The sequence below is a fragment of the Streptomyces sp. NBC_00370 genome (assembly GCF_036084755.1).
Lineage (GTDB): Bacteria > Actinomycetota > Actinomycetes > Streptomycetales > Streptomycetaceae > Streptomyces.
In genome coordinates, this window is record NZ_CP107968.1 from 2,531,518 (window position 1) to 2,550,721 (window position 19,204).

The 19,204-nt window shown below is 71.3% G+C and carries 18 protein-coding genes; 11 read left to right on the forward strand and 7 right to left on the reverse strand.

Annotation, left to right across the window (positions count from 1 at the left end; translation table 11 throughout):
• The first annotated feature begins 122 nt into the window (after nt 1-122).
• The 4 genes from efeO to OHS57_RS11075 are packed head-to-tail and all read left to right on the forward strand — an operon-like array spanning nt 123 to nt 4,417.
• A complete protein-coding gene (efeO, locus tag OHS57_RS11060; protein ID WP_328581796.1) occupies nt 123-1,271 on the forward strand; it encodes an iron uptake system protein EfeO in 1,149 nt (382 codons plus the stop codon).
• Nucleotides 1,272-1,302: 31 nt separating this feature from the next.
• Nucleotides 1,303-2,556 carry an iron uptake transporter deferrochelatase/peroxidase subunit gene (efeB, locus tag OHS57_RS11065; RefSeq protein WP_328581797.1) on the forward strand — a complete coding sequence of 418 codons (1,254 nt, stop codon included), beginning with the start codon at nt 1,303-1,305 and terminating at the stop codon, nt 2,554-2,556.
• A 27-nt stretch (nt 2,557-2,583) separates the two neighbouring features.
• Nucleotides 2,584-3,549 carry an iron uptake transporter permease EfeU gene (efeU, locus tag OHS57_RS11070; RefSeq protein WP_078863675.1) on the forward strand — a complete coding sequence of 322 codons (966 nt, stop codon included), beginning with the start codon at nt 2,584-2,586 and terminating at the stop codon, nt 3,547-3,549.
• A complete protein-coding gene (locus OHS57_RS11075; protein WP_328585040.1) occupies nt 3,506-4,417 on the forward strand; it encodes a hypothetical protein in 912 nt (303 codons plus the stop codon). Before efeU ends, OHS57_RS11075 begins: the two co-directional genes overlap by 44 nt.
• 61 nt (nt 4,418-4,478) lie before the next feature.
• On the opposite strand, the gene OHS57_RS11080 is transcribed toward OHS57_RS11075, so the two are convergent.
• Nucleotides 4,479-5,231: a bifunctional DNA primase/polymerase gene (locus OHS57_RS11080; protein WP_041990403.1), complete on the reverse strand. Its 753-nt coding sequence runs from the start codon at nt 5,229-5,231 to the stop codon at nt 4,479-4,481.
• 219 nt (nt 5,232-5,450) lie between these two features.
• Here OHS57_RS11080 and ddaH point away from each other — a divergent pair, with 219 nt between their 5' ends.
• Nucleotides 5,451-6,317, forward strand: a complete 867-nt coding sequence (gene ddaH / locus OHS57_RS11085; protein ID WP_443042868.1) for a dimethylargininase — start codon at nt 5,451-5,453, stop codon at nt 6,315-6,317.
• Nucleotides 6,318-6,389: 72 nt separating this feature from the next.
• Here ddaH and OHS57_RS11090 read toward each other — a convergent pair whose 3' ends face one another.
• Nucleotides 6,390-6,776: an STAS domain-containing protein gene (locus OHS57_RS11090; RefSeq protein ID WP_328581799.1), complete on the reverse strand. Its 387-nt coding sequence runs from the start codon at nt 6,774-6,776 to the stop codon at nt 6,390-6,392.
• A 195-nt stretch (nt 6,777-6,971) separates the two neighbouring features.
• Nucleotides 6,972-8,024 carry a small ribosomal subunit Rsm22 family protein gene (locus OHS57_RS11095; RefSeq protein ID WP_328581800.1) on the reverse strand — a complete coding sequence of 351 codons (1,053 nt, stop codon included), beginning with the start codon at nt 8,022-8,024 and terminating at the stop codon, nt 6,972-6,974.
• Between the two features lie 129 nt (nt 8,025-8,153).
• On the opposite strand from OHS57_RS11095, the gene OHS57_RS11100 reads away from it, so the two are divergent.
• Nucleotides 8,154-9,521 (forward strand): hypothetical protein, encoded by a 1,368-nt coding sequence (locus OHS57_RS11100; protein ID WP_328581801.1) that lies wholly within the window; start codon nt 8,154-8,156, stop codon nt 9,519-9,521.
• Nucleotides 9,522-9,586: 65 nt separating this feature from the next.
• Here OHS57_RS11100 and OHS57_RS11105 read toward each other — a convergent pair whose 3' ends face one another.
• Nucleotides 9,587-10,897, reverse strand: coding sequence for a multidrug effflux MFS transporter (locus tag OHS57_RS11105; protein WP_328581802.1), 1,311 nt, complete (start codon nt 10,895-10,897; stop codon nt 9,587-9,589).
• Between the two features lie 79 nt (nt 10,898-10,976).
• Between OHS57_RS11105 and OHS57_RS11110 the strand changes: the two genes are divergently transcribed.
• The 3 genes from OHS57_RS11110 to OHS57_RS11120 all read left to right on the forward strand — a co-directional run bounded on the left by OHS57_RS11110 (nt 10,977) and on the right by OHS57_RS11120 (nt 13,781).
• Nucleotides 10,977-11,993: a Gfo/Idh/MocA family protein gene (locus OHS57_RS11110; protein ID WP_328581803.1), complete on the forward strand. Its 1,017-nt coding sequence runs from the start codon at nt 10,977-10,979 to the stop codon at nt 11,991-11,993.
• A gap of 73 nt (nt 11,994-12,066) precedes the next feature.
• Entirely contained in the window at nt 12,067-12,849 is a 783-nt protein-coding gene (locus OHS57_RS11115) for an SDR family oxidoreductase (RefSeq protein ID WP_328581804.1), read from the forward strand.
• Between the two features lie 41 nt (nt 12,850-12,890).
• On the forward strand, nt 12,891-13,781 hold the full coding sequence (locus OHS57_RS11120; protein ID WP_328581805.1) for a PhzF family phenazine biosynthesis isomerase: 891 nt from the start codon (nt 12,891-12,893) through the stop codon (nt 13,779-13,781).
• Here OHS57_RS11120 and OHS57_RS11125 read toward each other — a convergent pair.
• Both OHS57_RS11125 and OHS57_RS11130 read right to left on the reverse strand, forming a co-directional pair.
• Complete coding sequence (locus tag OHS57_RS11125; protein WP_328581806.1) at nt 13,771-14,253, reverse strand: hypothetical protein; 483 nt, start codon at nt 14,251-14,253, stop codon at nt 13,771-13,773. The two genes, OHS57_RS11120 and OHS57_RS11125, sit on opposite strands and share 11 nt — an antisense overlap.
• A gap of 2,002 nt (nt 14,254-16,255) precedes the next feature.
• Nucleotides 16,256-16,795, reverse strand: coding sequence for an SRPBCC family protein (locus tag OHS57_RS11130; RefSeq protein WP_328581807.1), 540 nt, complete (start codon nt 16,793-16,795; stop codon nt 16,256-16,258).
• A gap of 165 nt (nt 16,796-16,960) precedes the next feature.
• On the opposite strand from OHS57_RS11130, the gene OHS57_RS11135 reads away from it, so the two are divergent.
• Nucleotides 16,961-17,815: an SAM-dependent methyltransferase gene (locus tag OHS57_RS11135; protein WP_328581808.1), complete on the forward strand. Its 855-nt coding sequence runs from the start codon at nt 16,961-16,963 to the stop codon at nt 17,813-17,815.
• A gap of 113 nt (nt 17,816-17,928) precedes the next feature.
• Here OHS57_RS11135 and OHS57_RS11140 read toward each other — a convergent pair whose 3' ends face one another.
• A complete protein-coding gene (locus tag OHS57_RS11140) occupies nt 17,929-18,627 on the reverse strand; it encodes a DUF3159 domain-containing protein (protein WP_328581809.1) in 699 nt (232 codons plus the stop codon).
• 63 nt (nt 18,628-18,690) lie between these two features.
• Between OHS57_RS11140 and OHS57_RS11145 the strand changes: the two genes are divergently transcribed.
• The gene (locus tag OHS57_RS11145; protein ID WP_328581810.1) at nt 18,691-19,167 is read left to right on the forward strand and encodes a MarR family winged helix-turn-helix transcriptional regulator; all 477 of its coding nucleotides are present in this window, start codon (nt 18,691-18,693) and stop codon (nt 19,165-19,167) included.
• The last annotated feature ends 37 nt before the right edge of the window (nt 19,168-19,204 follow it).

Below are 19,204 nucleotides of genomic sequence, written 5' to 3' on the forward strand. Positions count from 1 at the left end.
GCGGCGAAGAGTGAGATGCGTATCACTGGACGGACGCCCTCCGGCCAGGTAAGCCTTCGTTAAGTTAGGTCTGCCTCACCTGCTTGTGCCACCTACTTCTTCCAGCCATTGTGGAGCCCCGCATGCGCCCCGTCCGCCTCTCCGTCGTCACCGCAGCCACCGCGCTGGCTGCTCTGACCGCCGTCACCGGTTGCGCCGACAAGAGCGACTCGAAAGCCTCCAGCGGCGGCAGCGGTTCGATCCAGGTCACCGCCAAGGACGACTCCTGCAGCGTCTCGAAGAAGTCGTTCCCCTCGGGCCATGTCGAGCTGGCCGTGGAGAACAAGGGCTCCAGAGTCACCGAGGTCGAACTCCTCTTCCCGGACGACCGGATCGTCACCGAGCGCGAGAACCTCGGCCCCAGCACCAGCGCGAAGATCACCGCCGAGGTGAAGGCCGGTTCGTACGAGATCGCCTGCATCCCCGGGATGAAGGGCGACGGCATACGCCAGAAGGTCACCGTCACCGGCGGCACAGCGGCCAGGCGCAGCCCGGAGATGGACGCGGCCGTCGCCGGCTACCGCAAGTACGCGCAGGAGCAGGCCGACGCGACGCTGCCGAAGGTGAAGGTGTTCACCGACGCCGTGCGCGCCGGTGATCTGGAGGCGGCGAAGAACGCGTTCGCGCTCTCCCGGGTGGGCTGGGAGCGCACCGAGCCGGTGGCCGAGTCGTTCGGTGACATCGACCCGAAGACGGACACCCGCGCCGACGGCCTGGAGGCGGGCCAGAAGTGGACCGGCTGGCACGCGCTGGAGAAGCAGCTCTGGCAGGACAAGAAGCTCGGCTCCGACGCGACGCCGCTCGCCGACCAGCTGGACAAGGACCTCGCCGACTGGCAGCAGCGCGTGGGCAAGGCCGAGATCACCCCGACCTCCATGGCCAACGGCGCCAAGGAGCTGCTGGACGAGGTCGCCTCGGGGAAGGTCACGGGTGAGGAGGACCGCTACAGCCACACCGACCTGTCCGACTTCAAGGCGAACGTCGAAGGCGCCCAGCAGGCGTACGAACTGCTCAAGCCCATCGCGTCGAAGAACGACCCGGCGCTGACCACCGAGCTGGACAAGCAGTTCACCGCGATCGGCACGCTGCTCGACAAGTACCGCAGCACGTCGAGCCCCGACGGCTTCGTCTCCTACGACAAGGTCACCAAGGCGCAGCGCAAGGAGCTCTCCAACGGCGTGAACGCGCTCGCCGAGCCGCTCTCGAAGCTCGCGGCGGCCGTCACCAAGTAGCGCCGTCACCAAGCAGAGGGGAGAGCCGACGATGGACGAGCAGACCAACTCGTCTTCCCCGTCGCGCCGTTCGTTGCTGGGCTGGGGCGGTGCCGGGCTCGCGCTCGGCGCCGCTGCGGCCGGCGGTACGGTCGCGGCGCTGCGCGACGGGGGTGATGACTCGGCGGCGCCCGCCGCCGATACGGGCGCCGCCGTCGCCTTCCACGGCCCGCACCAGGCTGGGATCGCGACCGCCGTCCAGGACCGGCTGCACTTCGCCTCGTTCGACGTGACGACCGAAGACCGCGCGGAACTGGTCCAGTTGCTGAAGGACTGGACCCGGGCCGCCGAGCGGCTGACCGCCGGCAGCACCATCGGCGAAGGCGCCTTCGGCGGCATCGACGAGGCGCCGCCGGACGACACGGGCGAGGCGGTCGGACTGCGCCCGTCCCGGCTCACCCTGACCGTGGGGTTCGGCCCCGGCCTGTTCGCCAAGGGCAGGTTCGGGCTCGAAGGACAGCGCCCGGCCGCCCTGGCCGACCTGCCGAAGTTCCCCGGCGACAACCTCGACCCGGCGCGCAGCGGCGGCGATCTGTGCGTCCAGGCATGCGCCGACGACCCGCAGGTCGCGGTGCACGCGATCCGCAACCTGGCGAGGATCGGCTTCGGCAAGGTCGCCATCCGCTGGTCCCAACTGGGCTTCGGCAAGACCTCGTCGACCACCCCCGACGCCCAGACCCCGCGCAACCTCTTCGGGTTCAAGGACGGCACGGTCAACATCTCGGGCACCGACACCAAGACGCTGGACGACCATGTCTGGGTGCCGGAGAAGGACGGCCCCGGCTGGATGACCGGCGGCTCCTACCTCGTGGCCCGGCGGATCTCGATGCGCATCGAGATCTGGGACCGCACCGGGCTCAAGGAGCAGGAGGACGTCTTCGGCCGCGACAAGGGCGAAGGCGCCGCCTACGGCAAGGCGCACGAGCGTGACGCGCCCAACCTCAAGGCCCTGCCGCCGACTTCGCACGTACGCCTCGCCCACCCCGACACCAACAACGGGGCCAGGCTGCTGCGCCGGGGCTATTCCTTCACCGACGGTACGGACGGACTCGGCCGGCTCGACGCCGGGCTGTTCTTCCTCGCGTACCAGCGCGACATCCGCGACGCCTTCATCCCCGTACAGACGCGCCTCGCGCGCACCGACGCGCTCAACGAGTACATCCAGCACGTGGGTTCAGCGGTCTTCGCGATCCCGCCGGGCGTCCGTGACAAGGACGACTGGTGGGGCCGGGCCCTGATGTCCTGAGCATCTCCTGAGCAGAAAGGTCCCGCCGTGTTCGGCAACTATCTCATCGGTCTGCGCGAAGGTCTTGAGGCCAGTCTCGTCGTCTGCATCCTGGTGGCCTACCTGGTGAAGACGGGCCGGCGTGACGCGCTGCGCCCGATCTGGATCGGGGTGGCCGTCGCGATCGTCATCGCGCTCGGTTTCGGCTTCGGGCTCGAATACGGCTCGCAGGAGATGACGTTCGAGGCGCAGGAGGCGCTCGGCGGTTCGCTGTCGATCGTCGCCGTCGGTCTGGTGACGTGGATGGTCTTCTGGATGCGGCGCACGGCGCGGCACTTGAAGTCGGAGCTGCACGGCAAGCTCGACACCGCGCTCCAGATGGGCACGGGCGCGCTGGTCGCCACCGCCTTCCTCGCCGTCGGCCGCGAGGGCCTGGAGACGGCGCTGTTCGTCTGGGCGTCGGTGCGGGCGTCGCAGGACGGCACCCACGGGCCGCTGCTCGGTGTGGTGCTCGGCATCGCGACCGCCGTCGTGCTCGGATACCTCTTCTACCGGGGCGCGATCCGGATCAATCTGGCCAAGTTCTTCACCTGGACCGGCGGCATGCTGGTGATCGTCGCCGCCGGCGTCGTCGCGTACGGCGTGCACGACCTCCAGGAGGCCGACATCCTCGGCGGACTGACGCACACGGCCTTCGACATCAGTGACACGATCCCGCCGGACAGCTGGTACGGCACGCTGCTGAAGGGCGTCTTCAACTTCCAGCCCGATCCGACGGTCGTTCAGGCCGTGGTGTGGCTGGTGTATCTGATCCCGACGCTCGCCCTGTTCCTCGCCCCGGTAGGGTTCGGACGGTCAGCGCGGGGTGGGGTCAAGGAGCAGAAGGCGACCGATGAGAAGGCCGATTCGGGCAGCGGCGGGGGTCGCGACGGCGGCGGTGCTGTCGTTGGCGGCGAGCGGGTGCGTGACGGTGCACGGGGAGCTGGCGGTTCTTCCGGCGGTCCAGCGCAGTGAGGCCGCCAAGGCGCTGGCGCAGTTCACCGACGCGTACAACGCAGCCGACAAGGCGTACGATCCGGCGCTCGACGCGAACCGGGTGACCGGCGCGCTCGGCGCGATCAACCAGGCGGGGCTCAAGGCGCGCAGCATCACGAGCCCCGACGGCAACGCCGGGCACCAGGACCTCGAACTGACCGACCCGGTCTTCACCATCCCCAAGAAGGCCGGCTGGCCGCGGTGGTTCGTCGCGGTCGCCGACAGCAACCGCGACCGGGACAGCGGCCCCGGGGACAACAGCTGGGTGCTGGTGTTCCTGCGGCACAGTGTGAGCGAGCCGTGGCAGGCCGCGTATCTGACGATCCTCTCCCCCGACGAGATCCCGAAGTTCAAGACGGACAAGGACGGTTGGGCGCAGCCGGTGCCGGCGGACAGCACGGCGACCACGGTGCCTCCCAAGGAGCTGAGCGGCCAGTACGCCTCATATCTGAAGAGCGGTCAGCCGGACACCTTCGCGAAGGGTCCGCACACCGACGGGTGGCGCGCCGACCGCGCGAAGGACGCCAGGCTGCCGGGGCTCACCACGCAGTACATCGACCAGCCGGTGACGGGTGGGGACTTCGAGCCGCTGGGTCTCGCCACGGAGGACGGCGGCGCGCTGGTGTTCCTCACCACGCGGTTCTTCGAGCGGCAGACGGCGGCGAAGGGCTACCGGCCGAAGGTGAGCGCCGACGTGGCCGCGCTGATGACGGGCGAGGTGACGAACACCGTCACGCAGGAGTCGGTGTCGAGCGCGGCCGTGTACGTACCGAAACGCGGCGCCGACCCGTCGCAGGTGATCGTGGCGGGCCGGCTCCAGGGCATCACGGGAGCGAAGGGCTCGTAACGCCGGCCGAAGGGCTCGTCGAGGTCCGGGCGCGGTCGTCGGCGGGCCGCGGGGCCGGCGCTCAGCGGCCGAGCGGCCAGGCCACCGCGTGCGGGTCCAGCTCGCCGTTCTCCCCCGCGTACCGGGCACAGGCGTCGGTCAGCGTCTCCAGCAGCGACAGCGGATCGGGCAGCGGATGCTCGGGGCCGCGCAGCCAGCCCACGGCCAGCTCACCGGGCAGCCGGGCGGGCGGTACGAGCACGTAGCTGCCCCGGCAGTGCCAGCGCAGGCCCGGGTGCTCGTCCATCGTCTCGGGATGGCAGTCCAGCTCGCAGGGCCACCACTCGTCCTCCTCCTCGGGAGTGCCGCGGGTGGCGGTGAAGAACAGCATCCGGTCGCCGCCCGAATCGGCGACGGGCCCGACGTCGACACCGGCGTCCAGCAGCCGCTCCAGCGCCCTGCTGCCCGCTTCGAGGGGGACGTCCAGCACGTCGTGGACCATGCCGGTCGCCGTGATGAAGTTCGCCAGGGGCTGGTTGCGCGCCCAGCGCTCGATCTGCGCGCGGTCGGTGGTCGACTGCGTCTGCCAGGCGAACGAGATGGGGTGCCGCGCCGGGGTGGGACAGCCGATCCGCTCGCACGAACACCGGTAACCGAGCGGGTGCGCCGCTGGGGCGATGGGCATACCGGCCTCGGCGACGGCGAGGAGCAGTCCCTCCCTGGCCGCTGCTTCGCCCTCGCGGGCGGAGTCCGCCGCGGCCTTCTTGGGGCGGCGTCGCAGCCACTGGGGAATCCTGCCGTCCGTGCCGCGATAACGGCCGAAATCGTCGCCCATGTATCCCCTCACAACCCTCGCACTCGCCCCTGCGGACACTGCCATGGTCGCACCATCCTGCTACCCGGCGGGCCGCTCTCCCCAACCGGGGGGCGCGGGCCGAGGTGCCGGGCGGGGGTTCATCACGGACTATGTACTGATATGCGGTACCGGTACGGGCGGCTGCGGGACACGAACCACCCGATCGGATCACAGCGGTCCGGCCGCTCGGAGCGGACCATGGCTCTCACGCACAATGTCGTGCGCACCATCGCTCGTGAGGAGCCCACATTGCCTCGTGAAGCCTCGCCCCGCCGGTACCTGATGTGCCCGCCGGCCCACTTCAGGGTGACGTATTCGATCAATCCCTGGATGGACCCGGCCAAGCCGGTGGACCTGCCGCTCGCCCTCGCCCAGTGGGAGGACCTGCGCGACCGCTATCTGGCCCTCGGCCACTCCGTTTCCCTGCTGGAGCCCCGCCCCGAACTGCCCGACATGGTGTTCGCGGCGAACGGCGCCACCGTCATCGACGGGCGCGTGCTCGGTGCCCGCTTCGCCTACGAGGAGCGCGTACGGGAGGCCGAGATCCATCTGGAGTGGTTCCGCTCCCGCGGCTACGCCGACGTACGCGAACCCGCGCACATCAACGAGGGCGAGGGCGACTTCGCCGTGACCGGCTCGTACGTGCTGGCGGGGCGCGGCTTCCGGTCGAGTCCGCTGTCGCACAGCGAGGCCCAGGAGTTCTTCGGGCGGCCGGTGATCGGGCTCGATCTCGTCGATCCGCGCTACTACCACCTGGACACCGCGCTGTGCGTGCTGGACGAGGCGGCGGACGAGATCATGTACTACCCCGGCGCCTTCTCACCGGGCAGCAGGGCCGTGCTCGCCCGGCTCTTCCCCGGCGCGCTGATCGCGGCGGAGGAGGACGCGGCGGCGCTCGGTCTGAACGCGGTCAGTGACGGACGTCACGTACTGCTGCCGCAGGCGGCCGTCGGACTGTACGAGCCGCTGCGGGAGCGCGGCTTCGAGCCGATCGGCATCGATCTGGGTGAGCTGCTCAAGGGCGGCGGCAGCGTGAAGTGCTGCACGCAGGAGCTGCGGGGCTGACCCGGGGCCCGAGCTGCCACCTGGGCTCACCGGCGTCCTGGTCGCCGGTGAGCCGGGCCGGACCGGCATGTCTCAGCAGCCCGCCGCCGCGTGCCACGCGGGGTCACGGGGTGACGGCACGTGCGCGGCCGGACGGGCGAACGGCAGCCCGCCGAGCAGGAATTCACAGCCCGTCAGTTCGATGACCCGGTACGTCAGCGGCTGTGGACGACAAAGCCTCAGGACACCACCGGCTTCGGTGACGTTGAGCGCTGCGAGCAGGAACGAGTTGAGCCCGCTGCAGTCGCAGAAGGTGACGTCGGACAGATCGATGTCGACGGTCAGCACGCCGTCGTTCAGGCACCCCTGGACCGACTCGCTTACCAACGCGGCCATGTCCAGATCGATTTCTCCGGACAGAGTAAGCAACGTCCGGTCCGTACTGTCGTGTCGACGGACAGTCAGTTGGGGTTGCGGCATGACGCCTCGGTTCGGAAGACCCGCCGGTCGACTGTCGCGGACGAACCGGGCTTCCGATCCTTCCGACGTGCGTCCGGTCGGGTGTGCTCCGGCGGCTGCGTCTCACAACGCCCTACCACCGGCCGCCGGGGTCTCGGGCGTCTCCCGCAGCATAGTCCCGCCTGGGGCCGCACGGGCGGTCGCAGGGCATCTGTCTCAGTCGGTGTCCGGCGGCCAGGCGTCGCCCCAGGCCGTGTCACGCGCGGCCCGGTACAGCGGCCCCTGCCGCTTGGCGACGATCGTCCGCAGCAGCCCGTCGTCCACGGTGCACAGGTCGAGCAGCACCTGCCCCTTGCGGATCTGCGGCTTGCGGATCACCCGTGCCGTTACGGGAAGCGCGTCGACCGGCGGCGCGTCGAAGCGCACCGCCGCCACGTAGCTGAACTTCTCGTCCTCGTACGGCAGCGAGCCGCCCTTCACCTGCCGGTGCAGCGACGACCTGCTGACCCGGGCGGCGAAGTGGCACCAGTCCGTGCCCTGTTCGATCGGGCAGCGGCCACTGTGCGGGCAGGGCGCCACGACCCGCAGCCCGGCGGCGATCAGCTGGTCACGGGCCTCGATGATCCGCAGATAGCCGTCGGGGGTGCCCGGTTCGACGATCACCACGGCCTGTCCCGCCCGCGCCGTCTCGTCGACGAGCGCGGCGCGGTCCCGTTCGGTCAGCTCCTTCAGCACGTACGAGACGGTCACCAGATCGGCCTCGGGAAGCTTCAGCGCCCCGCCGATCCTCGCCCGCCGCCACTCGGCGGTCCGCGGCCCCACGGCGTGCGACCCGGCCGCCAACTCCCTGCCCAGGTCGAGCGCGGGGGCGGCCCAGTCCAGCACGGTGGTCGTCCGGGGCGTCCCGCCCTCGCTCCCGTCCGGGGCCGTCCCGGGCTGCTGTTCCCAGACCGCTTCGGCGGCCCAGACCGCCGCGCCCGTGCCCCCGCCGACGTCGAGCTGGCTCGCCGGCTCCCAGTACGGGGCCGCGTCCGCCAGCGCTTCGAGCGCCGCGCGTACGGCTTCGAACGTCGCCGGCATCCGGTACGCGGCGTAGGCGGCGACGTCCGACCGGTCGCGCAGCAGGGGCGCGTCGGTCGGGGTGGTGCCCCGGTAGTTGGCGATCAGCCGGTCGACGGCCTGCGCGGCCTGGCTGGGCGGCAGTCCGTCGAGCAGTCCGGCGAGCGCGGCACGCAGGGCTTCCGCGGTGGAGTGGGTCGCGTCGTTCACCACCGAATCGTAGGGGGTCGGGACGGGGCGTCCGGCGCATAACGGCACGGACGTAACGGTACGGGATCGAACTGCTGCGGACAGTGAGGAAGTTGCTACTCTGACGGCCATCGGGACCATGGGGGGACCATGAGGCAGCGCGTCGTACGACTGACCCTGGTGGCCGGGGTGACCGTGCTGGCGCTGCTGCTCCTGGTCGCCATGTGCGGCGACGGGGGAAAGGGCGACGGCTCGGACGGCCCGGGGAGCGCGGGCGGTTCGGACGGTTCGGGCGGTCCGACGCCCGCGTCGGGCGCCGCACCGGGCGCGGCGCCCGCCACGCGGCTGACCGTGCCGCCCTCGTACGACACGGGGCGCGGCTGGGACATCGCGGGCGTCTCCCCCGACTACGCGCTCGCGGCGACGGCCGGCACCGTCGCCTCGCTGGAGCGCTCCGGCGCCGACCGGTTCCGGCTGCGCACGCTCGACTACGCGACGGGCAAGCCCCGTTGGACCGGTGCGCCGTGGCGACCGCTGTTCGCCGCCGACCGCTACCCCGACCGCTTCCCCGGGCTGCTGTCCGTCACGAAGGGCGCCGCCGAGTACGTCGCGACCTGGTCGTACGGGAAGCTCGAACCGCGCGGGACGACTCCGTCCGACTCCGTCGTCTCCCTCGACGTGTACGACGCGGCCGACGGCTCCCGGCGCCATGTCGAGGTGCCGTGGTCCGGTGACCCGACGGTCTCCGCCGACGGGCCCGGGATCCTGATCACCGACGGGCGGGCGACGAGCGCGGTCGTCGACCCGGCCGACGGCAGCGTGACCAAGGTCCCGCAGAGCAAGCTCGGTTATCCGAAGGACTGTCCGGGCTGCCGCAGACTCACCGAGGTGCGAGGCGTCACCGCCAAGGGCCTGTTGGTGGGCGGCGACGGCGGGTTCTGGGTGCGCGGCGGCTGGTCCAGCCGTACGGTCGCACCGGCCGGCGCCGACCCGGCGACGGGTAAGGCCGCTTCGACGGCCGCCGGTTACGTACTCGCGAAGTGGCAGCGCCCCAAGGGCGCCAAGGACGCGGCCGCACACGAGATCTGGGCTCTGCACGACGCGTCGACCGGCAAGGCCGTCGCCCGGGTCAGCTGCCGCAAACCCGCGATCGAACCGGGCGACGACCCCCGCCTCCTGGCGTCGCCCGGCGGGCACTTCCTGATCGCGGGGCGGCTCGCCTTCGACGTGGACGCGAGGACGGGCCGCTGCTTCGAGGAGCCGGACGGCACCGCGCCGCTGACCCTGACCGCGGTCACGGACTACGGCACGGCGTACGGCGCGAAGAACGCGCTGAGCGTGCCGGAGGCGGCGGCCGGCAGCGGGATCCCCTTCTCCGTCGACCTGGCGGCCGGTACCCCCGAGGCGCTGGCGGCCAATGTGCGGCTGCCGGTGGGAGAGGCGGCGGGCGTCGGCCTGTTCCGCTGGACGGACGCCCGTGACGTACCGCACCTGACGGGGTACCCGGAGCGCGGCTGACCGCGAGGGCTACGTGCGAGGGCTACGAGGCCCCGCTGCGTGGCGGCCCTTCACGCGGCGGCCCTTCACGCGGCGGGCACGGCTCCCGCCGGTGGCCGGTTGCGCTGCCAGGGCCGTACCAGACCGAAGAAGCACGCGACGGACCCGACCGCGCAGACCACCTGGACCACGGCCATCGGGACGGCCGTGTGTTCGCCGGCGATCCCGACGAGGGGCGAGGCCACGGCCCCGATGAGGAACGAGGACGTGCCGATGAGGGCGGAGGCCGAACCCGCGGCGTGCGGGGTGCGCATCAGCGCCTGCGTGTTGGTGTTGGGCATCGCGAGCCCCATCGCCGACATCAGGACGAACAGCGCGGCGGCGACGGGGAACAGGCCCACGTCCCCGAACACCCCGGTCGTCATCAGCAGCAACGACACGGCCGCGACGACGACCACACCGAGGCCGAAGGTGAGCGCCTTGTCCATACTGACGCGGCCGACCAGGATCTTGCCGTTGATCTGCCCGACGATCATCAGGCCGATGGAGTTCACGCCGAACAGCAGACTGAACATCTGCGGCGACGCCCCGTAGATCTCCTGCACCACGAACGGCGAGGCCGACACGTACGCGAACAGCGCGGCGAAGGCGAGCCCGCCCGACAGCAGATAGCCGCTGAACACCCGGTCGGCCAGCAGCGACCGCATGGTGCGCAGGGCGGCCCCCACTCCCCCGCTGTGCCGGCGCTCCGGCGGCAGCGTCTCGTGCAGGCACTTCCACACGACCAGCGTGAGCAGGATGCCGACGACGGTCAGCACCACGAACACCCCGCGCCAGTCCGTGATCCGCAGCACCTGGCCGCCGAGCACCGGCGCGATGACCGGCGCGACACCGGAGATCAGCATCAGGGTGGAGAAGAACCGCGCCATCTCGATGCCGTCGTACAGGTCACGCACCACCGCGCGGGCGATGACGATACCGGCGGATCCGGCGAGCCCCTGCAACAGCCTGAATCCGATGAGGAGTTCGGTGTTGGGGGCGAGGGCGCAGATCGCGGTGGCGAAGATGTAGACGACCATCCCGAGCAGCAGCGGCCTGCGCCGCCCCCACCGGTCGCTCATCGGCCCGATGACGATCTGGCCGAGCGCCATGCCCGCGAGGCACGCGGTGAGGGTGATCTGTACGGTCGCGGCGGGCGCGCCCAGCGAGCGGGTGACCGCGGGCAGCGCCGGGAGGTACATGTCCATGGAGAGCGGCGGCAGTGCCGTGAGCCCTCCGAGTACGAGGGTGACCAGCAGACCTACGCGGCGGGTTGCGGGCGTACTGGTGGCTTTCTGCTGCCGCTGGCGCGGTATCCGTCCTTGTCGTTCACGAGTGGTCTGGCCGCCGTCCGGCATCCGCGTCTCCATGTAGTTGAATCGGCTATCTATGCTCTCAGAGCGGCGGAGTGGTTCAGAACCAGTTAATGAGGCGTTGATGACAGCGGTACGAGCGGGACACGAACAAAAGGTGCGCTGGGGTGTCGTTGCCACCGGTGGTATCGCCGCGCGGTTCACCGAGGACGTCCAGGCGCTGCCGGACGCCGAGGTGGTGGCGGTGGCATCGCGCAGCGAGGCCCCGGCCAAGGAGTTCGCCGGCCGGTTCGGGATCCCCCGCGCGTACGGGGCGTGGGCGGACCTGTTCGCCGACGACGAGGTGGATGTCGTCTACGTCGCCACCCCGCACTCGGCGCACCGGGCGGCTGCGGGCGCCGCGCTGGCGGCGGGCAAACCGGTGCTCTGCGAGAAGGCGTTCACCATCAACGCCCGCGAGGCCGAGGAGCTGGTGGCCCTCGCGGGCGAGCACGGCCTGTTCCTGATGGAGGCCATGTGGATGTACTGCAACCCGGTGATCCGCCGGATGGTGCGGTTGGTACGGGACGGCGCGATCGGCGACATCCGCACGGTCCAGGCCGACTTCGGCCTACAGGGCCCGTTCGCTCCCGAACACCGCTTGCGCAACCCGGACTTGGGCGGGGGCGCGATCCTCGACCTCGGCGTCTACCCGGTGTCCTTCGCGCAACTGCTGCTCGGCGAACCGGACCGGGTGCAGGCGGATGCGCTGCTCTCCCCGGAGGGCGTGGACCTCAACACCGGGATGCTGCTGGGCTGGGACTCGGGCGCGACGGCGCTGCTGAGCTGCTCGGTGACGGGCGCTACGCCGACGACGGCGACGGTGACCGGCACGGAGGGGCGTATCGAGGTCGCTTCGGCGTTCTTCAACCCGGACCGGCTGGTGCTGCGCCGTGAGGGTGAGGAGCCGGTGGAGTACACGGCGGCCGGCGAGGCTTCGGAGCTGGCGGGGATGCAGCACGAGGCCGCCGAGGTGATGCGCTGCCTGCGGGCGGGCGAGACGGATTCGCCGCTGATCCCGCAGGCGGGGACGCTCGCGGTGATGCGGACGCTGGACCGGGTGCGGGAGCTGGTGGGCGTGCGGTTCCCGGTGGACGCGTAGTCGGGATCGTCCCGCATCCCGGGGGCGGGTGTGTCCCGGTCGGGGATGCCCCGCTCCCGTACGCTGCGTGGCCATGAACGCCAAGCAGAAGATCGCAGTGGTGACGGGAGCGGGCTCGGGCATCGGACGGGCCGTGGCGCCGGTGCTGAGCGGCGCGGGCTGGTCGGTGGTGCTGGCGGGACGGCACACCGAGACGCTGGAGGAGACGGCGGCGGCCGTTGGGACTGCCGTGGGGTCCGCCGCTCAGTCCGCCGCCGACGTGCTGACCGTACGCACGGACGTGTCGGTCCCGGAGGACGTGGACGCGCTGTTCGCGGTGGTGCGTGAGCGGTACGGGCGGCTGGACCTGCTGTTCAACAACGCGGGCACGTTCGGCCCGGCCGGCTACGCCCTGGACGAACTGCCCTTCTCGGCCTGGCAGAAGGTCGTGAACACGAACCTGACCGGCGCTTTCCTGTGCGCGCAGGGCGCGTTCCGGCTGATGAAGGCGCAGGACCCGCAGGGCGGCCGGATCATCAACAACGGTTCGATCTCGGCCCACACGCCCCGGCCGAACTCGGTGGCGTACACGGCGACCAAACACGGCATGACCGGGCTGACGAAGTCCCTTTCGCTGGACGGCCGCCCGTACCGGATCGCCTGCGGCCAGATCGACATCGGCAACGCCGCGACGGACATGACGGCACAGATGCAGCGCGGTGTGCCGCAGGCCAACGGCGAGCTGGCGGTGGAGCCGGTGATGGACGCGGCGGACGTCGCGCGGACGGTCCTGCACATGGCGGAGCTGCCGCTGGAGGCGAACATCCAGTTCGCGACGGTGCTGGCGACGACGATGCCGTACGTGGGGCGCGGCTGAGGGACGGGAATGGATCCTCGCCCGCGACAGTTGCGCGACACATGACGGAACATCCAGTAGCCGACGCGACTGACGGCCCCGAGATCCTTCGCTACACCGCCTTCTCCAGCACCCCGGAGGGCGGCAACCGGGCGGGCGTCGTCCTCGACGCCACCGGCCTTGACGACGGACGGATGCTGGCGATCGCCGCCGAGCTGGGCTACAGCGAGTCGGCGTTCCTGACGCCGCCCCCGGCAGGACTCGGCGAGCCCAGCAGGGCGTTCACCATCAGGTACTTCAGCCCGAAGGCCGAGGTGCCCTTCTGCGGTCACGCGACGGTCGCGACGGCCCTCGCCCTGGCGGAGCGGACAGGCCCCGGCGACCTGGTGTTCGCGACGCAGGCGGGCACCGTACCTGTGACGGTCACGGAGACCGACGGCGCGCTGCGGGCGACGCTCACCAGCGTGGAGCCGCATGTCGAGGCCGCGCCCGACGAGGACGTACGGGAAGCCCTGGCCGCGCTCAACTGGCCCGCCACGGACCTCGATCCGGACCTGCCGCCGCGTATCGCCTTCGCGGGAGCCCGCCACCTGGTGCTGGCGGCGGCGACCCGCGCACGGCTGGCGGACCTCTCGTACGACTTCGACCGGCTGGCGGCGCTGATGCACCGCCGGGACCTGACCACGGTCCAACTGGTCTGGCGCGCATCGGAGTCGGTGTTCCACGTCCGCGACCCCTTCCCGGTCGGGGGCGTGGTCGAGGACGCGGCGACGGGCGCGGCCGCTGCGGCGTTCGGCGCGTACGCCCGCGAACTGGGCGCCGTACCGGCCGACGCGGTCCTCACCCTGCACCAGGGCGAGGACATGGGCCGGCCGGGGGTACTGACGGTGGAGCTACGGGCGGGCGACGCGCGGGTACGGGTGAGCGGCGCGGGAACCGCGATCAAGGAGTAGCTGTCCTGAGCTGGCTCTCGACCCGGTCGATCCGGCGCAGGGCGCGCCGGTTCATCCACACCAGCCAGCCGAGGAACAGGACGCCGAAGGCCGCCATCACACCGCCGCGTACGTACTCGCCGACGGCGAACCAGAACGCGGACCCGCCGAAGACCATCACGGCAAGCAGCGGAAACGCCCACCCCCGCGCCCGCGTCAGCTTCTCCCGCCGCCGCCGCGCGAGCCGGGCCATGGCCTGCCGCTCGGCGGGGTCGTCGGGGATGTCCCCCTTCATGATGCGCCGGTCGAGCGCGGGCACGGCGGCCGAGTCGACCCCGACGGACCCGGCGTCGGCCCGGCGCCGCCGGACGATCCACCAGGACATCCACCCGGCGTAGACGACGCCACCGATCACGGCCCCGGGCCAGGCATCAAGCCCGGAGAACGCCAACCGCAACCCCACCCAGAGCACCAGCGCGACGCTGGCGAACACCCACCACCGATCCCGCCGGGGCTGCTTCCCCTGCGTATCCGTCTGCGCGCTCCCCTGCTCGACCCTCGCGTAGCCCACAACGCCACCCCCTGGTCCGTAACGCCCCTGCTGTGCGGTCGCGTTGCGAGTACCCGGGGATGGATGCCCGATGCGGCCGGCGCAGGAACGGGCTCGTGGTGCCGGGTGCCGGGTGCCGGGTGGCAGGCGGCACGCGGCACGCGGCAGTGGCGTGGGGCGACTCGGGTTGGCTCGGCGTCCAGCCCGGGGGGTGGTCGGTTGTGACTCATGCCCCGCTGATCACTCTGGGGCGGCGGGTGCGGGTCAGGGCGGCATGAGCCGGGAGCTGGGCGGGCCCGGAAGTTAGCCGAACCGAGGGCCGCCCCTGAGGTTTGAGTGTCGCGGTTACGGTCCGGGCGTCAAGGGCGCTCCTACGTCGCGTCGGCTGCGCCGATTGCGCTGCGCTTAACCCTTGACCCCCGGCCCTCCACCGCAAGGGAAGGCTGGGGGGGCGGCCGGGGAGCTCCACGGAGGCGCTGGGTTCGTGGTGGCGGGTGCTTGGCCGACTGGCAGGTGCCACGCACCAGTTGCATGGGGCGACTCGGGCCGTCTCGGCGTCCACCCCCACCGGGTAGCAGTTGCGACTCATGCCCCGCTGGTCACTGGGGGTGGGTGTACGGCGGGAGGGTGCCTCGCCTTGGGTTGTGGGCCGGGCATCGGGCCGGTGGATGGGGCGGGTGTGACTGGGGTGACGGGGGATGGTTGGTGGGACGGCCATCCGGCACCTTTTGCGTCCCGTGTTGCGTTAAGCGCGCCATAGAGCGCGGCGGGCGGAGGGGTCCTGGGAGGCGGGGTGGGTGTGACTGATGGGGCAGAACTGGACCCGTGGGATGGCGGTCCGGCCTCTTATGCGTGGGGAGTTGCATTCCGCGCGCTGCGGAGCGCACCCAGGAGGATGGGCCGGTGTCGGGGATCCCCCGGAGTGGAAGTGGGCTACGGCAGGGGGCCGTCGTGGGTTGAGGCGCCAGCCACCCACGCGAATCGGCTGTCAGACATCCCCACCAGCACACCCCTGCCCTACCAGTCACACCCGCCCCATCGCCTGGCTGTCCCGCCGTTCTGACACGCCCCGCAGCGCATCTAACGCAACCACCCACGCAAAAGGCACCCGCCGGCGGCCTCACCGGGCACTCGTGTCACATCCGCCCCACCGACGGGCCCGGGTACGGCCCCTGGACCCACCCGACCCCGCCGAGACCAGGACCGCCGGGCCGATGAACACCCGTCGCCCCACGCCCCGCACGAAACACCCCGCCCGGGGCCATCTCAGCGGCCTGACACACTCCGTAGTGCGCTTAACGCAACACGGGACGCAACAGGCGCCGGATGGCCGCCCCACCAACCATCCCCCGTCACCCCAGTCACACCCACCCCATCCACCGGCCCGATGCCCGGCCCACAACCCAAGGCGAGGCACCCTCCCGCCCCGGACCCACCTCCAGTGACCAGCGGGGCATGAGTCTCAGCCGCTACCCGGTGGGGGTGGACGCTGAGACGGCCCGAGTCCCCCCATGCAACTGGTGCGTGGCACCCGCCAGTCGGCCAAGCACCCGTCACCACGAGCCCAGCTCCTCCGTGGAGCCCCCCCCGGCCGCCCCCCCTCAAAGAAGTACTTGCGGTGGAGGGCCGGGGGTCAAGGGTGGAGCGAAGCGCAATCGGCGCAGCCGACGCGACGAAGGAGCGCCCTTGACGCCCGGACCGGAGCCGCGACACTCAACAGAAAGGGGCGGCCCTACGGGCGCCTAACTTCCCGGCCCGCACAGGACCCGGCTCAGCCGACCACCCGCCGGGGCGGACGCCGAGACAGCCCGAGTTCCCCACGCAACTGCCGCGCAACACCCGCAGTCGGGCAAGCACCCGCCACCACGAACCCAGCTCCCCTCCCCCGCACCCGCCACCCCGAACCGAACCGGCGCATATGCTCACCGCACTCCCGGGCATTAACTCAAGGCTCGGTCAGGCGTTCGCGTAGGCCTGCTGCCAGTGCGGCGACGGTGAGCAGGTCGACGAGGCCGCCGGCGTGTTCGACGAGACGGCGGTGTTTGACTCCGTTGATGCGAAAGCGCAGGTGGACCCGGGTCGTACCGGACGCTTCCGGTGTGAGGGTGATGGTCCAGCTGATGCTGAGCCGGCCACGGGTGGAGCGGTGCACGAGGGCGTGCGGGGCGTCGTGGATGACGATCTTGAAGGTGGCCTGCCGTCCGCCCCAGTCGTCGATGATGTCGCCGGGTCGGAGGTGTTGCAGGGCGGGTTCGATCTCGCGCAGTGCCCGTCGTCCCGGCGGGACGGCTCGTTCCAGCCAGGCGGGCATGTACCAACCGGCGCGGTTCTTGCCGAGCTGGTTGAACCACGGCCAGACCTCCTCGGGAGGCGCCGGCAGGGTGAAGGCACGGTCCATGACCGCGTCCGGGCGGAGAACGAGATCGTCTCCCGGCAGGGCGCGGGACGTCTCGTCGGGGCGGGGGGCGACCGTGGTGGTGAGCATCAGGAACTCCCTCCGACTCAGATCAAGGTTCCGACGTGACAGGAGACCACAAGCGCCCGACCGTATCGAATGATACCGTCGCGATCGTAATGGAATCCAGCGCGCCGCTGAACGGACCGGTCGTGCCGTGTTCGTCCGCCGCGCGGTTGACCTGTGAGGTGGTTCATGGCCAGCGAACTTTCCGGGATCGACGCCATCGGGCGAACCGCGTTCGCGGTTGCCTCTCTGCGTGCGGCCGAACACCGTCACCCCGAAGGCCTGTTCACCGATCCGTACGCCGAGCGCATCCTTCGCGCGGCCGGCATGCCGCTGGAACCGCAGGCCGACAGCCGAGGCTTCGCCGCGGTGATGGGGGCTCAGGTCGTCGTGCGCAGCCGGTACTTCGACGATCTGCTGCTCGGCGCGGCGGCAACGGGGTGCCGCCAGATCGTCCTCGTGGCCTCCGGCATGGACAGCCGGCCTTGGCGGCTGGCCTGGCCCGAGGGCACCGTGCTGTTCGAGGTCGAGCAGGAGCCGGTACTGAGGTTCAAGGACCACGTGATGGACGAGCATGACGCCCAACCCGCAGGCCTCAGGCACCCCGTGGCGACCGATCTGCGGGACGACTGGGCCTCGGCCCTGACAGAAGCCGGCTTCCACGCGGACCTCCCGACGGCCTGGCTCGTCGAGGGCCTCCTGTACGCCCTGGAGGAGACCAGCGCGGACCAGCTTCTGGCCGTGCTGAGCGAACTCAGCGCTCCAGGAAGCGTCCTGGCCTTCGACCACTTCGAGGTCGGGCCTTCGCTGCGCGCGGCCACGGACCGGATCAGCCCGGACCTCACCCGGCTGTGGAAGTCGGGGCCGACCGATCCGGCGGCCTGGCTCCACCGGCACGGGTGGGAGCCGTCCGTACACGAACTCGCCGACGTCGCCGACTCGTTCGGCCGCACGGTGCACCCGGCCTATACGCCGGGCCCGGCAGCCGAAGGCCACTCCTGGCTGGCCTCCGCCACCCGCACCACCGCGGCCCTCCCGGACTGAACGGCGGCGGCCAACGACCGGCGACCCGCGACCGCCACCGGCCGCCAGCCTCCCCAAACCCGAACCCCGCAACGCGCCGCACGCCGTCACGGCCCGCTCGCGGAGCAGACCGTTCACCCCGTCGGCGCCTTGCGCAGGGGCATGGCCCGGCGGGCGAAGGTGATGGTCACGGCCACGATGCAGGCGAAGATCGGCCCCGTGGCGATGTGGAGGACGCCGAGCACGACGGGCTCGTTGTCGCGGTAGTAGACGACCTGGAGGGCCGCGTTCACCACGTTGACGGCGACGCACACCCAGGTGGAGTTGCGGTAGACACGGCGCAGCCCTGGACGGTGGCGCCAGTCGGCGGGGCCGCCGCTGACCCGGTTGAGGATCACGCCGGTCAGCGGTCGGCCGATCAGGATGCTGGCCAGGCACACGGCCAGAACGACGAACGGGATCAGGGCGGGCAGCAGAAAGAAGCCGCGCGCCTGACCGGTGAGGGCGGCCACGGCGGCGCAGGCGCCGACGACGAGCAGGCCGATGACGGCCTGGCGGAGTTTCTCCTTGCGCAGCAGGCGCCAGGCGAAGGCGGCCGTCGCGGTGACGCCGGCCGCGACGAGTCCGGCATTGAGTGAGGCGGCCGCGTTGGCCACCAGAAAAGCGATCGTGGGAGCGGCGGCGACCGCAGCGCCGGAGAGCTTCGCGCGCCATCCGCCTCCTGCCGCGACTGCCCCTCCCGCCTCTCCCGTCTCTCCCGCCTCTCCCGCGTTCTGCGCGGGCTCGGGTCCTGGGTCCGTGGAGCTGGCCTGATGGGTACTGGTGGCATCCATGGATCGATAGTTACACATGAAACAGTCTCTCGCAACGTCGTTTCGAGTGATACCATCTCACCCATGACGAACGACGCTGCCATCGTTCCGCGTCCCCGAGCCACCGACGGACCCGGCGACCGCTCCACCTTCGCGCTGGGACTGATACTGCGCCGCGCCCACAACCGGGCGGTGGGAGCTGTGACGCGCGTGCTGCGCCCGCTGGGCCTCGAACCGCGTCATTTCGCCGTGCTCATCGCTCTGTGCGGCCAAGGGCCCATGAGTCAGAGCGCGTTGGTGCGGGTCACCGGCAGCGACCGGGCCACGATGGTGCGCGTCGTGGACGACTTGGAGCGCGCGGGGCTGGTGACGCGGGCCGCGCGGCCCGGGGACCGGCGCGTACGGATCGTGGCGCCGACCGAACAGGGGCAGCTCGTCTTCGATCAGGCGCACACCGATGCCGCACCCGTCGTCGGCGATCTGGTCGCGCATCTTCGGCCCGGCGAGGCGGAGCACCTTCTCGACCTGCTGGAGCGGTTCGTCTACCCGGACCACCCCTGACCCACCACCGCGTGCAGCCCCGACGACAACTTCTCCG

Bases quoted from the DNA above. Each gene is read 5' to 3' on its own strand.
- efeO (WP_328581796.1), top strand. From the start codon at position 123: ATGCGCCCCGTCCGCCTCTCCGTCGTCACCGCAGCCACCGCGCTGGCT.
- efeB (WP_328581797.1), top strand. From the start codon at position 1,303: ATGGACGAGCAGACCAACTCGTCTTCCCCGTCGCGCCGTTCGTTGCTG.
- OHS57_RS11080 (WP_041990403.1), bottom strand. From the start codon at position 5,231: ATGGGCGACGATTTCGGCCGTTATCGCGGCACGGACGGCAGGATTCCC.
- ddaH (WP_443042868.1), top strand. From the start codon at position 5,451: ATGGCTCTCACGCACAATGTCGTGCGCACCATCGCTCGTGAGGAGCCC.
- OHS57_RS11090 (WP_328581799.1), bottom strand. From the start codon at position 6,776: ATGCCGCAACCCCAACTGACTGTCCGTCGACACGACAGTACGGACCGG.
- OHS57_RS11100 (WP_328581801.1), top strand. From the start codon at position 8,154: ATGAGGCAGCGCGTCGTACGACTGACCCTGGTGGCCGGGGTGACCGTG.
- OHS57_RS11105 (WP_328581802.1), bottom strand. From the start codon at position 10,897: ATGCCGGACGGCGGCCAGACCACTCGTGAACGACAAGGACGGATACCG.
- OHS57_RS11110 (WP_328581803.1), top strand. From the start codon at position 10,977: ATGACAGCGGTACGAGCGGGACACGAACAAAAGGTGCGCTGGGGTGTC.
- OHS57_RS11115 (WP_328581804.1), top strand. From the start codon at position 12,067: ATGAACGCCAAGCAGAAGATCGCAGTGGTGACGGGAGCGGGCTCGGGC.
- OHS57_RS11120 (WP_328581805.1), top strand. From the start codon at position 12,891: ATGACGGAACATCCAGTAGCCGACGCGACTGACGGCCCCGAGATCCTT.
- OHS57_RS11130 (WP_328581807.1), bottom strand. From the start codon at position 16,795: ATGCTCACCACCACGGTCGCCCCCCGCCCCGACGAGACGTCCCGCGCC.
- OHS57_RS11135 (WP_328581808.1), top strand. From the start codon at position 16,961: ATGGCCAGCGAACTTTCCGGGATCGACGCCATCGGGCGAACCGCGTTC.
- OHS57_RS11140 (WP_328581809.1), bottom strand. From the start codon at position 18,627: ATGGATGCCACCAGTACCCATCAGGCCAGCTCCACGGACCCAGGACCC.
- OHS57_RS11145 (WP_328581810.1), top strand. From the start codon at position 18,691: ATGACGAACGACGCTGCCATCGTTCCGCGTCCCCGAGCCACCGACGGA.